Source organism: Stenotrophomonas sp. 10N36 (assembly GCF_056395005.1).
In genome coordinates this window covers 19,665-34,573 of sequence record NZ_JBFTIS010000006.1, presented here as the reverse complement: position 1 = coordinate 34,573, position 14,909 = coordinate 19,665, and the positions used below count along the sequence as shown (strand labels likewise).

General features: G+C 69.5%; 13 protein-coding genes. 3 read left to right on the top strand and 10 right to left on the bottom strand.

Features of this window, described 5'->3' with window-relative positions; all coding sequences use genetic code 11:
• Positions 1-185 precede the first annotated feature (185 nt).
• Together pyrF and AC1DCJ_RS08060 are read right to left on the bottom strand one after the other, a co-directional pair.
• The gene (gene pyrF / locus AC1DCJ_RS08065) at positions 186-917 is read right to left on the bottom strand and encodes an orotidine-5'-phosphate decarboxylase (RefSeq protein ID WP_313423399.1); all 732 of its coding nucleotides are present in this window, start codon (positions 915-917) and stop codon (positions 186-188) included.
• Positions 914-1,855, bottom strand: coding sequence for a 5'-nucleotidase, lipoprotein e(P4) family (locus AC1DCJ_RS08060; RefSeq protein ID WP_478070637.1), 942 nt, complete (start codon positions 1,853-1,855; stop codon positions 914-916). Before AC1DCJ_RS08060 ends, pyrF begins: the two co-directional genes overlap by 4 nt.
• A gap of 102 nt (positions 1,856-1,957) precedes the next feature.
• Between AC1DCJ_RS08060 and AC1DCJ_RS08055 the strand changes: the two genes are divergently transcribed.
• On the top strand, positions 1,958-2,626 hold the full coding sequence (locus tag AC1DCJ_RS08055; RefSeq protein WP_478070636.1) for a YceH family protein: 669 nt from the start codon (positions 1,958-1,960) through the stop codon (positions 2,624-2,626).
• A 140-nt stretch (positions 2,627-2,766) separates the two neighbouring features.
• Here AC1DCJ_RS08055 and AC1DCJ_RS08050 read toward each other — a convergent pair whose 3' ends face one another.
• Complete coding sequence (locus AC1DCJ_RS08050) at positions 2,767-3,330, bottom strand: GNAT family N-acetyltransferase (protein WP_478070635.1); 564 nt, start codon at positions 3,328-3,330, stop codon at positions 2,767-2,769.
• 152 nt (positions 3,331-3,482) lie between these two features.
• The gene (locus AC1DCJ_RS08045) at positions 3,483-5,459 is read right to left on the bottom strand and encodes a UvrD-helicase domain-containing protein (protein ID WP_038691421.1); all 1,977 of its coding nucleotides are present in this window, start codon (positions 5,457-5,459) and stop codon (positions 3,483-3,485) included.
• 130 nt (positions 5,460-5,589) lie between these two features.
• Here AC1DCJ_RS08045 and AC1DCJ_RS08040 point away from each other — a divergent pair, with 130 nt between their 5' ends.
• Positions 5,590-6,210: a thymidine kinase gene (locus AC1DCJ_RS08040; protein ID WP_038691423.1), complete on the top strand. Its 621-nt coding sequence runs from the start codon at positions 5,590-5,592 to the stop codon at positions 6,208-6,210.
• Positions 6,211-6,260: 50 nt separating this feature from the next.
• On the opposite strand, the gene AC1DCJ_RS08035 is transcribed toward AC1DCJ_RS08040, so the two are convergent.
• The 6 genes from AC1DCJ_RS08035 to AC1DCJ_RS08010 form a co-directional block, all read right to left on the bottom strand.
• Positions 6,261-7,862: an OpgD/OpgG family glucan biosynthesis protein gene (locus AC1DCJ_RS08035; RefSeq protein WP_137191429.1), complete on the bottom strand. Its 1,602-nt coding sequence runs from the start codon at positions 7,860-7,862 to the stop codon at positions 6,261-6,263.
• 95 nt (positions 7,863-7,957) lie between these two features.
• On the bottom strand, positions 7,958-10,789 hold the full coding sequence (locus AC1DCJ_RS08030; protein WP_478070634.1) for a protein kinase domain-containing protein: 2,832 nt from the start codon (positions 10,787-10,789) through the stop codon (positions 7,958-7,960).
• A gap of 67 nt (positions 10,790-10,856) precedes the next feature.
• Positions 10,857-11,420, bottom strand: a complete 564-nt coding sequence (locus AC1DCJ_RS08025) for an ECF-type sigma factor (RefSeq protein ID WP_038691429.1) — start codon at positions 11,418-11,420, stop codon at positions 10,857-10,859.
• A gap of 65 nt (positions 11,421-11,485) precedes the next feature.
• Complete coding sequence (mutM, locus tag AC1DCJ_RS08020; protein WP_141058997.1) at positions 11,486-12,298, bottom strand: bifunctional DNA-formamidopyrimidine glycosylase/DNA-(apurinic or apyrimidinic site) lyase; 813 nt, start codon at positions 12,296-12,298, stop codon at positions 11,486-11,488.
• A 54-nt stretch (positions 12,299-12,352) separates the two neighbouring features.
• Positions 12,353-12,652: an EF-hand domain-containing protein gene (locus tag AC1DCJ_RS08015; RefSeq protein ID WP_478070705.1), complete on the bottom strand. Its 300-nt coding sequence runs from the start codon at positions 12,650-12,652 to the stop codon at positions 12,353-12,355.
• A 72-nt stretch (positions 12,653-12,724) separates the two neighbouring features.
• Positions 12,725-13,927 (bottom strand): DesA family fatty acid desaturase, encoded by a 1,203-nt coding sequence (locus AC1DCJ_RS08010; RefSeq protein ID WP_128096470.1) that lies wholly within the window; start codon positions 13,925-13,927, stop codon positions 12,725-12,727.
• A 149-nt stretch (positions 13,928-14,076) separates the two neighbouring features.
• On the opposite strand from AC1DCJ_RS08010, the gene AC1DCJ_RS08005 reads away from it, so the two are divergent.
• The gene (locus AC1DCJ_RS08005; RefSeq protein WP_478070633.1) at positions 14,077-14,907 is read left to right on the top strand and encodes an ABC transporter ATP-binding protein; all 831 of its coding nucleotides are present in this window, start codon (positions 14,077-14,079) and stop codon (positions 14,905-14,907) included.
• Positions 14,908-14,909 lie beyond the last annotated feature (2 nt).

Below are 14,909 nucleotides of genomic sequence, written 5' to 3'. Positions count from 1 at the left end.
TGGGGTGCATCGCGGCGGTCGGCTGGGGCGCGACCCTACCGGTGTGCCGGGCGGCCGATGGCCTGCTGTGAAAGCCGTCGGCGGTGTTCGGGGATCATGCCGTCATGGCACGTGGGGCGTGCCCGGCGGGTGGTCGCCCACCCGCCGCACAACGTCGCGGCGGCGGGTCGAGCGGGCCCGCGGACTCAGGCCTGGCGGGCGCGCCAGGCGGTGGCGATTTCCAGCTGGATGGCGTCGGCGGCGGCACGCGGGTCGCTGGCCAGGCGGATCGGGCGACCCACCACGATGGCATCGGCGCCGTCGGCGAACGCCTGGGCCACGCCCACGGTGCGCTTCTGGTCGTCGCCCACCGGGCCGCCGGGGCGGATGCCCGGGCACACGATGGAGAAACCGGCACCGGTGGCGGCGCGGATCGGCCCGGCCTCCTGCCCGGAGGCGATGACGCCGTCGATGCCGGCGGCCTGGGCGGCCAGTGCACGCTCGACCACTACGTCCACCGGTTCGCGGTCGATGCCCATGCCGCGCAGGTCCTCATGGCCCATCGAGGTCAGCACGGTAACCGCCAGCAGGCGCATGTCGCTGCCGTTGGCGGCCGCACACGCCTCCATCATGGCCGGGTGCCAACCGTGGATGGTGGCGTAGCTCACCGGCCACTGCGACAGGCGTTTGATCACCGCCGCGGCGGTGGCCGGGATGTCGAAGAACTTCAGGTCGACGAACACGCGCTTGTTGCGCGCGGCCAGCGTTTCGAGCACCTGGAAGTATTCGCCGGAGGCCAGCAGTTCCATGCCGATCTTGTAGAACGACACGCTGTCGCCCAACCGGTCCACCCACGCCAGCGCTTCGTCGCGGCCCGGCACATCGAGCGCGAAGATCAGGCGCTCGTCATCGCGCAGCGGCAGCGGGGCGCGGCTCACGGTGCGTAGTCCAGCGCGGCGCGCTTGGCGTCGTGGCGGGCCTGGCGCGACTGGCTGTAGTCGTTGTTGAACTGCGCCGGCTCGAAGCCGCCGTAGGTCGGGTTGGGCAGCATCCACCAGCGCTCGCCGAACCAGTCGTGGTACTGCTGCAGCAGTGCGTCGCGACCGTCGTTGGTGTTGGCGGTGACTTCCACGAAGTCGCCCAACTGGTCGCCGAACTGCATCAGCACGCGGTACTTCTGGCCGGCCAGGCGGCGGCGGCAGTTCTTCTCGCTGCCGGCCTGCTCGCAACCTTCCACCACGGTGCCCAGGCCCAGGAACACGCTGTCGTCGGCCACCGGCAGGCCTTCGGCGCGCAGGTTGGCCAGGGTGGCCTCCTTGAGGTGCACGGCGCGGTTGGAGATGTACAGCAGGGTCACGCCCTTGGCATTGGCGGCCTTGGCAAAATCGACCACGCCGGGGATCGCCTTGGCCTTCTTTTCGGCCACCCACTGGTCCCAGGTCATCTCGTCGTATTCCTTGCCGTCGCGCACCAGGCGCGCCTGGTAGGGCGAGTTGTCCAGCACGGTTTCATCCACGTCCAGCACCACGGCCGGCTTCAGGCCCTTGGCGGCGTTGCCGCGCTCCTCGGACACCAGCGCGTCCCAGTTGGGTTCCTTCAGCGCCTTGTCCAGGTGGTCGGCGGCGGCGCGGTAGGTCTGCTCGGTGATGGCCCGGTATTCCTGCGCGCGCTGCATCCACAGCACCGCGTTGAGGTTGTCGTTGGCCGACACAGCGGCATCGGCGCTGGCAACGGGCGCGCCTGCCGGAGCGGCGGCGGCGGCGGCGGGCGGGGCGGCATCGGCCGGGGCTTCGGTGCGCTTGCAGGCACTCAACGCCATCACGGCGCAGGCAAGCACGGACAGGGAAACAGCAGCAGTACGACGCATCGGGGTCACCAGCAACAAAGTCGCGCCAGTTTACCGGCTTGTCCGGCCCGGTTCATGCCATCGGCAGGGCTCGGCTATGCTGCACGCCCCTGAAACACCCCGGAGCGCGCCATGACCGACGACACCCAGACCCCCGCCCTGCCCGTGCTGAACGCGGCCCAGGCCCGCGCCCTGGGCTGCCTGATCGAGAAGGAGGCGACCACCCCGGACGCCTACCCGCTGACGGTCAATGCCGCCCAGGTGGCCGCCAACCAGAAGACCGCGCGCGAGCCGGTGATGGCGCTGTCGGCCGGCGATGTGCACCACGCGCTGCGCCAGCTGGAAAGCCTGGGCCTGGCCCGCCAGCAGTTCTCCTCGCGGGCCGAGCGCTACGAGCACCGCGCCGGCAGCGCGCTGGATCTGACCCGGCAACAGCTGGCCATCGTGGGCCTGTTGCTGCTGCGCGGCCCGCAGACGGTGAACGAGCTGCTGACCCGCAGCGAGCGCCTGTTCCAGTTCCAGGACGCCGAGGAAGTGCGCCACCACATCGAACGCATGATCCAGCGCGGCATGGCGGTGCAGCTGCCGCGCGCCAGCGGCCAGCGCGAGGACCGGTACATGCACCTGCTGGGTGGCCCGGTGGACGTGCAGGCGTTGGCGGAGAGCTACAAGGGGTCGTCGTCGAGCGGTGGCGGTGGTGGTGGCAGCCCGGCGCTGGAAGCGCGCGTGCAGCAGTTGGAGGCCACGGTGGCGGAGTTGCAGGAACAGCTGGCGGAGTTGCGCGCGCAGTTGGGGGGGTGAGGGGCAGCCGACCAACGGTCGGCGCTACCTCGTGGTGTTTGTGTGATCTGTCCGGCTAAGGGCAGCCGACCAACGGTCGGCGCTACCTCGTGGTGTTTGCGTGGTCTGTCGGGCTAAGGGCAGCCGACCAACGGTCGGCTCTACCCCTTGATGTGTGCCCGGTTGTCGGCGTCAGGGGCCGGGGCGCCCGGGGTGGCGAACAGCAGCACTACATCGCCGCCATGCGGTGGCGGCAGCAGCAGGTCGCCGCGGTCTTCCATGCCCAGCTTGCGCAGCAGCGCGGCCGAACGCAGGTTGTCCGGTGAGACGATGCCGTACAGATCGGTATGGCCCAGCACGTCGCGGGCGTAGTGCATGACCCCGCGCGCGGCTTCGAATGCGTACCCGTTGCCCTCGTACTGGGCCAGCAGCGCGTAGCCGATGTCCGGGGCGGGCAGGCCGTCGCGGCGCACCAGTCCGGCATTGCCCAGCCACGCGCCGTCGCTGCGGCGGATGATCGCGTACATGCCGAAACCATTGAGGGTGTAACTGCCCAGCACGCGCTCGGCGGTGTAGTCGCGCGCCTGCGCCAGGGTGCGCACGCCGCGGTCGGCGATATTGCGGATGAAGCCCGGCTCGTTGAGCAGGGCCAGCATGTCGGCCGCATCGTGATCAGGATCGATCAGGCGCAGGTGCAGGCGTTCGGTCTGGATCACGGCGGACATGCGGGTACCGGTGGAAGGCGATATACCGATTGTGCAATGCGCGCCCCGAACACGGTAGAGCCGACCGTTGGTCGGCTGCTCTTCGAGCCGGGATACGGCAACCGACGCGCTTCGGGCAGCCGACCAACGGTCGGCTCTACCCGTGCGGTGGGTCAGTCGAAGAGTGCCTGGATCGCCGCCAGCCCGGCGCTGGCACGCTCTTTCTTGCGCGCGGCGTCAGCGACGGGGTCTGCGCCGTCGCGCTGCATTTCCTCGGCCGGAATTTCATCGAAGAACCGGCTCGGCTTGAGCCGCACGTGCTCGCCGAACTTGCGGGTGAGTTTGCTGTAGCTCATCCACAGCTGCACCTTGGCACGGGTGATGCCCACGTACAGCAGGCGCCGTTCTTCCTGCAGATTGCCTTCGTCCAGGCTGACCTGATGCGGCAACACGCCATCCTCGCAGCCGATGATGAACACGTACGGGAATTCCAGGCCCTTGGAGGCGTGCATGGTCATCATCCGCACCTGGTTGCCGCCGTCGTCCTTGTCGTTGCGCGACAGCAGCGCCAGCTGCGCGGCCAGGTCGGCGGTGGTGGCGCCGCGCGGGCCGCCTTCGAACCACTGCGCCAGTTCTTCCAGGTTGCCCAGCCGGCGCTGGTAGACCGACTCTTCCTTGCACGCGCTGCGCAGTTCGGACACCAGCCCGGATTCCTTCACCAGCTTGCGCACCAGGTCGCCGGAACTGAGCTTGGGCATCTCCGCGCGCAGGTCGCGCAGGATGTCGGTGAAGCGGCTCAGGCCATTGGCCGCGCGCGGTGGCAGCTGCGACAGCGCGCCAATGGCTTCAGCCGCGTGCGCCATCGGCAGCTCTTTTTCCGAGGCAAGTTCAGCCAGCTTGGCCAGGGTGCCGGCGCCCACTTCGCGCTTGGGCGACTGCACCGCTCGCATGAACGCCGTATCGTCGTCGGGGTTCACCAGCAGGCGCAGCCACGACAGCGTGTCCTTGACCTCCTGGCGTTCCAAGAACGCGGTACCGCCGGTGATGTGGTACGGCGCGCGCACCAGCTGCAGCGCCTTTTCCAGCGGCCGTGACTGGAAATTGCCGCGGAACAGGATGCAGAAATCGCTCCACGGAATCTTTTTCGAGGTCGCCAGGAAGGAGATCTCGGCGGCTACTTTTTCTGCTTCGTGCTCGCTGTTGCGGCACTCCCACACGCGGATGCGCTCGCCGTCGGCCTGGTCGCTCCACAGCTTTTTCAGGTGTTCGTGCGGGTTGTTGGCGATCAGCGCGTTGGCCGCGCGCAGGACGCGGTTGGAGCAGCGGTAGTTCTGCTCCAGCTTGATGATTTCCAGCGCCGGGTAGTCGCGCGCCATCTGCTGCAGGTTTTCCGGGTTGGCGCCGCGCCAGGCGTAGATCGACTGGTCATCGTCGCCCACGCAGGTGAAGTTGCCCTTGCTGCCGGCCAGCTGCTTGAGCAGCCGGTACTGCGCATCGTTGGTGTCCTGGCATTCGTCGACCAGCAGGTAGCCGATGCGCTCGCGCCAGGCCACGGCGATCTCCGGGTTCTCTTCCAGCACCTGCACCGGCAGCCGGATCAGGTCGTCGAAGTCGACCGCGTTGAACGCGGTCAGGCGCAGCTGGTAGCGCTCGTAGACGCTGGCCGCTTCCTTCTCGCGGGTGCTGCGCGCCGCCGCCATGGCCTGTTCGGGCGACAGCCCGGCGTTCTTGGCGCGCGAGATCAGATTCTTCACGTCCTCGATGTCGTCGGGCTTGGCGCCGTACATCAGGTCCTTGACCTGCGAGGTGGCGTCGTCCGCATCGAAGATCGAAAAGCCGCGCTTGAGCCCCACTGCCGCGTGCTCGATCTGCAGGAACTTCAGCCCCAGCGCGTGGAAGGTGCAGATGGTGACGTCCTCGGCGTCCCCGCCGTGCAGGCGCTTGGCCACGCGCTCGCGCATTTCCTTGGCCGACTTGTTGGTGAAGGTGATCGCCGCGATGCGCCGCGCGGGGTAGCGCTTGGTCGCGATCAGCTGGGCGATCTTTTCCACGATCACGCGCGTCTTGCCGCTGCCGGCGCCGGCGAGCACCAGTAGAGGACCTTCGCAGTGCAGCACTGCGGCGCTTTGGGGGGGATTGAGACCGTGCATGCCATCTCCGGGGGAGGAGCATTGTACCGGGCCGTCAGGCCGGGTCGGAGGGCCCGGCCACGGCGGACGATTGCGTCCGCCGGCCACGCCGGGCAGCCACGGGAGCCGGCCGGGCGTCTAGAATTGGCCGATGGCCAAGCTCTATTTCTATTATTCGGCGATGAACGCCGGCAAGACCACCACGCTGCTGCAGTCGGCGCACAACTACCGGGAACGGGGCATGCGCGTGGCCATCCTGACCCCGCGGCTGGACGACCGCGCCGGGCGGGGCGTGGTGGCCTCACGGATCGGGCTGAAGGCCGACGGCGTGGCCTTCGACCGCGACACCGACCTGCAGCGACTGATTGCGCAGGACCTGGACGCCCACGGGAAGCTCGGCTGCGTGCTGGTGGACGAGGCGCAGTTCCTGAGCCGCAGCCAGGTCTGGCAACTCAGCGAGGTAGTCGACCAGCTGCGCATTCCGGTGCTGTGCTACGGGCTGCGCACCGATTTCCGCGGCGAGCTGTTCGAAGGCAGCCAATACCTGCTGGCCTGGGCCGACGAGATGCAGGAGATCAAGACGATCTGCCACAGCGGCAAGAAGGCCACCATGACCGTGCGGGTGGACGAGCACGGCCATGCGGTACAGGACGGCCCGCAGGTGGAGATTGGCGGCAACGAGCGCTACGTGTCGGTGAGCCGGGCCGAGTTCAAGAAGATCACGCGGGGCGAAGGCAAGATCGAACCGGCCCAGGCACAGTTGCCGATGTGAGCAGCAGCCGGGCAGAGCCCGGCGCTACGTCAGGAACCGTCCGCCTGCCCTCAGTACAGCGTGCGCTCCGGCGCGCCCTTCGGCGGCGGGCTGTACTGGTACAGCCAGGTTTCGGTCAGGGTCTTGCCGCCGCTGCGCAGGTACAGGCGGATGTCGATCTGGTCGGTGGAATCGTCCGGCGGGACCAGGTCGAACATGGCGCGGTAGCCCTTGATCTCGCGCAGCGGGCGCGCCGACACGATCTCCACGCGGCCTCGGCTGGCCTGGACCACCGCTTCCACCTCGCCCTTGTCGATCAGCGCGGCCAGCTCGCCGCCTTCGAAATCCACCGCGAAGCGCCACGAGAAGTACGCCCGCTTCTTGCCGATCACCCCGCCCAACCCGGTGCGGCTGTCCACGCAATGCGCCAGCGGCGTGCGGGCCGGCGGCTGCGCGCCCCAGTACAGGCGGTAGCCCAGCAACAGCTCCTGGCCCGGCTGCGGCTTGGCCTCCGGGTTCCAGAACGCCACGATGTTGTCGAAGGTTTCATCCACCGTGGGGATCTCGACCAGCTGCACCGAGCCCTTGCCCCACTGGCCCTTCGGTTCCACCCACAGGCACGGGCGCTTCTCGTAGAACACCCCGTCGTCCTGGTAGTGGTCGAAGTTGCGGTCGCGCTGCAGCAGCCCGAAGCCGCGCGGGTTGTTGTCCACGAACATGTTGAAGCGCAGGTTGTGCGGGTTGCACAACGGGCGCCAGATCCACTCGCCGCTGCCGGTCCACATCGACAGGCCGTCGGTATCGTGGATTTCCGGGCGCCAGTCCCAGGCCATGCGGCGATCGTTCTCGCCCACCTGGTACATGCTGGTGCACGGGGCGATGCCCAGCCGCTCGATGGCCTTGCGCGGGTACAGGGCGCAGTCGATGTCCATCAGCAGGGTGTCGCCATTGGTGATCGCAAACCGGTACGCGCCGGCCACGCTGGGCGAGTCCAGCAGCGCATAGACGACCAGGGTGTTGGAATCGGCCGCCGGCTGTTCCAGGTAATAGGCAATGAAGTCCGGGAACTCCTCGGGCTTGCCCATGCCGGTATCGATGGCCAGGCCACGCGCCGACTGGCCGTACTGGCCTTCCTTGCCCACGGCACGGAAATAGCTGGCGCCCAGGAACGCGGCGAAATCACGGTTGGTGTCTTGGCGGGTGTTGAGCCGGAAGCCGGCAAACCCCAGGTCGGCCGGCAGGTGGCTGCCCTTCAGCCCGCTCTTGCCGTAATCGAACGCGGCCGGGTCGTAGGCCAGTTCCTGCGCGGTGCCGTCGACCACGTCGTACATGCGCACCGGCGAATGGAAGTACAGGCCCAGGTGGAAGAACTTGGCCTGGTACTTGCCGGGCTTGTCGGCCCACAGCGCATGGTCCTGGCGGTAGCCGATGGACTGGTACTGGTCCCAGTCCAGCGCTTCCAACGGCCCGGGCAACGTGCGCTTGTGGGTCTGGTAGGCGGCCTGCGACAGCGCGCGCGCCTGGCCCTTGAGGGTGGCGAAATCGAACGGCTGCGGCTGGCCGAGCCGGCGCAGGCCCACCTGGCTGCCCTGCGCGGCGCAGGCAGGCAGCGCCGGGAAGCCGATCGCGGCCAAGGCCAGGGAGGCATTGCGGATGAAGTCGCGACGTTGCATGCAGGCAGCACTGGCAGGAAAGGGCCGGCCATCATAGGCAGGCGAACGTTAAATCGCCGAGGTGGCGTGCGCGGGGCGTTCAGCCAGCCCGCCGCTCAGCGGGTGGTGGCCAGCGTCGCGGTGGCGCAGGCCTGCAGCGCCTGGTCGATGTCGCGCGGCACGGCGCCGCCCTGCGGCCACTGCACCCGGGCCTCGCCCTGCAGCCGCAGCAGCGCCTCGCGGCTGCGCAGCGGCGCCTGCGCGCAGTGCAGCGCGGCCAGGCGGGTGCGCGCCTGCCAGCGCACGGCGGTGCTGGCCGGGTCCGGCGCGCGGCTGTCGGCCACCGCCAACAGGGCGCGCTCGGCCTCCACGTCCTGCCCCATGCGGGCCAGGTTGCTGCCCCACGCCAACTGCAGGGCCTGTTGCCCGGCCATGGCCTCGGCACCGCCCTGCCGGTGGCGCAGCATCAACTGCGCCAGTTGGTCGCCGGCCTGGCGCGGGTCGCCGTAGGCACTGGTGATCTCGGCCATCCGCAGGTCGGCCTGCAGCACCGACGGATCGTGGTCGCCGCGTTGCGCGGCCTGCCATTGGCGGCCTTCATGCAGGGCAGCCAGCCCAGCCTGCCAGCGCCCGGCCTGGGCCAGGGCGCTGCCGTAGTCGTACAGGCCCTGCGGCAACAACCGCACGCAGTCCGGTTGCCGCCAGATCGCCACGGCATGCTCGAAATCGACCACGGCCTCATTGCTGTCACCGCGCTCCAGCGCCAGCAGGCCCAGCGCGTGCCAGCTCAGGCCGGTGTCGCGGTGCTGCTCGCCCAGCGCCAGCCGGGTCAGGCGATGGACCTGCTGCAGGGTCGCGTCCGCCTGGCGCAGGTCACCGCGCTGCAGGGCCAGCACGCCACGCAGGCGCCGGATCGACAGGGTCTCCGGATGGTCCGGCCCATACAGGCTGACCGCATCGGACCAGGCGATGTGCAGGGTCTGCTCGGCGGCCGCCAGGTCACCTTGCGCGGCGAGGGTTTCACCCAAGTGGCGGCGCAGGACGATCAGCTGCGGTTGGCGCTCGCCGGGCCGCAGCTGCAGCAGCTGCAGCGCCTGCTGGTAGCCGGCCAGGGCGGCGTGCGGGCGGCCGTCGTCACTGTCCAGCGCGGCCAGGTCGGACAGGCTCTCGGCGGTGCCGGCGGTGTCATGCAGCACATCGCGGCGCACCGCCAGCGACAGCGCGAAGGCCGCGCGCGCTTCGTCGCGGTAGCCCAACAGCTGCTGGCAGCGGCCCAGCTGGGCGTGGTACTCGGCCACCAGGCCGGGCAGCGCGCTGCGCTGTTGCGCGGCCAGCGACTGCATCGGGGTCATGTGCGCCACGCACTCGCGCGAGCGGCCCAGCATGCGCAGCGCGCGTCCGCGTTGGGTCACCGCTTCCAGCTGCAGCGGGGGCGGCACCTCGCCCGCCTGCTCCAGCAGTGCGCGCTGGCGGTCCAGCGTCTGCAGCGCAAGGTGATAGTCCCCCATGCCGATCCGCAGGCGTCCGATCACGCCCTGCAGATCGGCCAGCGACAACGGCTGGTCGGCCAGCTCGGCCTCGCCGCGCTGCTGCCCGGTGGCCAGCAGCTGGCGCACGTCGAAGCTGCCATGGCGCACGCCGGCGGCGCGGTCGAACAGGCCCACGGTGAATTCCTGCATGGCCTGGGCGCGGGCGATTTCGCGCCGTGCCTGCTGCATCTGCCACAGCGCCACCACCGCCAGGCCGGCCAGCGCCACGGCCCCCAGCGAGCCCACCGCCACGCCCCAGCGGTGCCGGCCGATGTACTTGCGCAGGCGGTACAGCGTGCGCTGCGGCCGCGCGTGGATGGGGCGGCCTTCCAGGAAGCGGCGCAGGTCCTGCGCCAGCGCTTCGGCGGAGGCATAGCGTTGTGCCGGTTCCTTCTGGAGGGCCTTGAGCAGGAGGGTGTCCAGATCGCCGCGCAGGCGCCGGGCCAGCCGCCGATCGGCCAGCGTGGGCGGGCTCCCGGCGCTGCCGCGCAGCACCACCGCCGAGGCGCGTGGTGCGGTCACCTCCAGGATCGAGCGCTCCCATTCGGCGTCGCTGTGCCGGCGCAACCGGTAGGGCTTGCGCCCGGTGATCACTTCAAACAGCACCACGCCCAGCGAGTACACATCGGTGAGCGTGGTGACCGGTTCGCCGCGCACCTGTTCGGGGGCGGCGTAGTGGAGAGTGAACGCGCGCGCCTCGGTGGCCGGGTGCTGCGCGTTGTCGCGTGCCTCCGGGTCGTCAAGCAGCTTGGCGATACCGAAGTCGAGCAGCTTCACTTCGCCCTGGGCGGTGACCAGGATGTTGGAGGGCTTCAGGTCGCGGTGCACGATCAGGTTGGCGTGCGCGTGGGTGACCACCGCGCACACCTGCAGCATCAGCTGCAGGCGGCGTTCCAGCGGCAGCTGCAACCGCTGGCAGTAGTCGGTGATCGGCTCGCCTTCCACGTACGCCAGCGCCAGATAGGGCTGGCCCTGCAGGTCGACGCCGGCATCGAGCAGTTCGGCCAGGTTGGGATGCTGCAGCCGCGCCAGGATCTCGCGCTCGCGGCTGAAGCGCTGGCGCAGGCCCGGGTCGGCATAGCCACTGCGCAGCAGCTTGAGGGCCACCTGGCGCTGGTACAGGCCATCGGCGCGTTCGGCCAGCCAGACTTCGCCCATGCCGCCCTCGCCCAGCGCGCGCAGCAGCCGGTACGGCCCGATCAGGGTGCCGGCACGGCTGTCCGGCGGGGCCGCGGTCCACAACGGCTGGGCCATGAACTCGTGGCTGTCGCGCTCGTGTTCCAGCAGGCGCTCCAGATCGTCGGCCAGCGTCGGATCGGCCAGCCGCAGCTGCGCCAGCCGCTGCGCACGCGGGCCGTCGGCAAGTTCCAGCAGTTGGTCCAGCAGCGAAGACACCTGCCGCCAGCGCGACGCCTCCATCGATCTGCTCCCCGAACGATGTACCACCGCCCGCGCCGCCACGCGGGACCGTCATTGCCCGCCGTGCTCAGTCGTCGCGCACCGAGGCCAGCAGGAACATGCGCGCCTTCTGCCAGTCGCGGCGGATGCTGCGCTCCGAGCGTTGGCACAGATCGGCGATCTCCTGTTCGGACAGCCCGGCGAAATAGCGCAGTTCCACCACCTTGGCCAGGTGGCCGTCCACGGCCTGCAGCCGGGCCAGGGCCACGTCCAGCGCCAGCAGGTCTTCATCCAGGCGCACGCCGCTGCTGCTGTTCTCGGGCAGGTCGACCCGTTTGAGGTCGCCCCCGCGTTTGCGCGCCAGCCGGTTGCGCGCGTAATCCACGACCACGCTGCGCATGGCCGAGGCGGCATAGGCGAAAAAGTGCGCGCGGTCTTCGAAACGGGCCGCGCCACGTGCGCCGAGCAGCTTCAGGTAGGACTCGTGGACCAGCGAGGTGGCATCCAGCGTGCGCCCCTGCTGGCCGGCCAACTGGCGCCGGGCCATGCTGTGCAGCTCCTGGTAGAGCAGGGTCAGCACCCGGTCCAGGGCGGCGCGGTCGCCCGCGCGGGCTGAATCCAGCCATACGGTGATATCCGGTGCTTCGTCCATCGCACACCCCCGCCGGTGACGTTGGGCGGACTATACCGCCGCCAAGGCGACGGGCGTGCGAGGGTTCAGCGCTGGCAGTAGCCGCACCAGACGCTGGCGCGCTGGCCGATGGTGGCGTGGCGCAGCAGCCGGCCGCACTGGCGGCAGGGCTCGCCTTCACGGCCGTAGACCAGCAGTTCCTGCTCGAAATAGCCCGGGGCGCCGTCGGGGTTGATGAAATCGCGCAGGGTGGTGCCGCCGCGGGTGATGGCGTAGGCCAGGATCTGCTTCACGGCATCGGCCAGGCGCTGGTAGCGCGCGCGCGAGATCTTCCCGGCCTCGCGCAGCGGGTTGATGCCGGCCATGAACAGGCTTTCGGCGGCGTAGATGTTGCCCACCCCGACCACGATGCCCTGGTCCATCAGGAAGGTCTTCACCGGCGCCTTGCGGCCCCGGCTGCGCTGGAACAGGTAATCGCCATCGAAGGCGTCGTCGAGCGGCTCCGGACCCAGCCCGGCCAGCAGTTCGTGGGTTTCCCCGGCGGGTTGCCACAGCAGGCTGCCGAACCGGCGCGGGTCGTTGAAGCGCAGCAGGCGGCCGTTGTCCAGGCTGATGTCGACGTGGTCGTGCGCGCGCACGGGCGTATCGCCGGGCAGCACCCGCAGGCTGCCGGACATACCCAGGTGCAGCAGGGCGCTGCCGATGGCGGTATCCAGCAGCAGGTACTTGGCGCGGCGGCGCACGCCCTCGATCGCCTGCCCGGGCAGCAGCGCGCCGATCTCATCGGGAATGGGCCAGCGCAGGTCCGGCCGGCGCAGGATCACGCCATGCACGCGGCGGCCTTCCAGGTGCGGGGCCAGGCCGCGGCGGGTGGTTTCTACTTCGGGCAGTTCAGGCATGGCGCGATTCTAAGCCGTCCCCCCGGTGAACCGCTGCCTGTCCGAACGTCACGCTCACCGCGGCGGCGCGGCCAGTTCCTTCGCGCTCAGGTACCCATCGCCATTGGCGTCCTGCTTGTGGAAGCGCTGCATCAGGGTCTGCCGCTGCTGTTCCCGGGTGATCGGGGCACCCTTGCCGCCGGGCAGTTCATCGGCGCTGAGCACGCCGTCGCCGTTGCGGTCCATGCGCTCGAAGGCGTACATCATCCACTGCACGTATTCCTCGACGCTGACCCGGCCATCGCCGTCGGTATCCATGCGCTGCAGGTAGCTGCCGGTGTCGGCCACCTGCGCCTGCGCCATGCCGGCGACCATCAGCAGGGCCACGCAGGAAAAACGCCGCACGAGGCGGCGTTCTCCACGGTTCATCACGCCAAGGCGCACCGGTCAGTGCGCCGTCAGCGCGTAGCCCTTCAGGCGGGCGGCGTAGGCCTGCAGCGCGGCGATGCCGCTGGCTTCGGCCTCGTGGCACCACGCCTGCAGCAGCTTCAGGCGCTCGGCGGCATCGTTGCCACGCGCTTCCAGCAGGGCCGCCAGACGCGCGCGGTGTTCGACCAGCACGCGGATGCGCGGGCGCTGCTCGACCCAGGTACTGAGCTGGGCGCGGCAGTCCGGCTTGAGCCAGCGGCCGTCGTTGACCAGCCCGCGACGCATGCGGCGCGGCAGCAGCTTGCGCAGCTTGGCGCCGGCCATCGCCGCCTCTTCGCGCAGGGCCGGCACGAACACGTTGCGCTGGTAGTCGGTCATGGCCTGGAAGCGATGCGACAGCAGTGCCTTCAGGGTTTCGGCATCGGGCACGGCGATGTTCGGGCGTACGTCCATGGACGGGGCCACGCGCAGCACCTTGGCCAGACGCACAGCCTGCAGGCCGCGGATGGCGGCCCAGCCGATGTCGAACTCCCAGCGGCGCATCGAGAAGCGGGCCGAGCTGGGGAAGGCGTGGTGGTTGTTGTGCAGCTCTTCACCGCCGATCCAGAACGCCCAGGGGGTCAGGTTGGTGGAGGTGTCGGCCGATTCGAAGTTGCGGTAGCCCCACCAGTGGCCCAGGCCGTTGACCACGCCGGCGGCCCAGAACGGGATCCACGCCATCTGGATCGCCCACAGGGCAACGCCCGGCAGGCCGAACAGCAGGCTGTTGATGGCCAGCAGCGCGACCGGGCCGAGGTTGGCATGCGGGGTGTAGAGCTTGCGTTCGATCCAGTCGTCCGGTGCGCCGCGACCGTACTGTTCGATGTCCGCGCGCATCGCGCGGGCTTCGCGGTACAGCTCCACGCCACGCCAGAACACCATGCCGATGCCCTTGGTGACCGGGCTGTGCGGGTCTTCGTCGGTTTCCACCTTGGCGTGGTGCTTGCGGTGGATGGCCACCCACTCCTTGGTGATCATGGAGGTGGTGAGCCAGGTCCAGAAGCGGAAGAAATGCGCGATGACCGGGTGGAAATCCACGCCACGGTGCGCCTGGCTGCGATGCAGGTACAGGGTGACGGCGAAGATGGTGAGCTGGGTGAACACCAGCAGCACCAGTGCCATGCCCCACCAGCCGAGGCCGACGACACCGCCGGTCAGGAAGTTGAGGAGCGTATCGAGCATCGCAGGACTCCGGGCCGCGGACGGCCAGCAAGGGAACAGGTACACCTTCGGACATGATGGGGCCTGCAGTTGCAAACTTCATCCGTCTGGTGCGATTTTTGCGCAGTCATTCAGTTGTTTTCCTCCTTCGTGAGCATGCCCCCGCATTCATGACAGTCGCAGCCTCTTCGGCGCCCCAGGCCGCCAACGTCCCCCTGATCGAGCTGGACCGTGCCTGCGTGATCCGCGGCCAGGTCCGGGTTCTGCACGACCTCAGCCTGCGCATCGCCCAGGGCCAGCACACCGCGCTGCTGGGCCCCAACGGCTGCGGCAAGTCGTCCTTCATCAAGCTGATCACCCGCGAGCTGTACCCGCTGGCGCATGCCGACGGCAGCGTGGCGGTGCGGGTGCTGGGCCAGAACCGCTGGCAGGTGGACCGGCTGCGCTCGCAGCTGGGCATCGTCACCGGCGATCTGAGCAGCAACCTGGCCGACATGCCCGGGCTGACCGTGGAGGAAGCGGTGCTGTCAGGCTTCTTCGCCAGCTTCGTGGTGCCGGCGTTCCGTGAAGTCACCGAGGACATGCGCCAGCGCGTGCGTGAAACCTTGACCCTGACCGGCGCGCTGCCGCTGCTGGCGCGGGGCTATGCAGAGCTGTCGGCCGGTGAAACCCGGCGCGTGCTCATCGCCCGGGCGCTGGTCAACCGGCCGCAGGCGCTGCTGCTGGACGAACCCTCCACCGGTCTGGACCTGATCGCCCGCCAGCACCTGATCGCCACCATGCGCCGGCTGGCCGCCGAAGGCATCACCCTGGTGCTGGTGACCCACCACATCGAGGAGGTCATCCCGGAGATCGCGCGGGTGGTGCTGCTGCGCGGCGGCCGGATCATCGCCGATGGCCCCCGCGACGACCTGCTGCGCGACGCGCCGCTGTCGGAGGTGTTCGGCGGCCCGATCCAGGTGGTGGAGCATGAGGGTCGGCTGAGCGCGTTCGCGGGATAGGT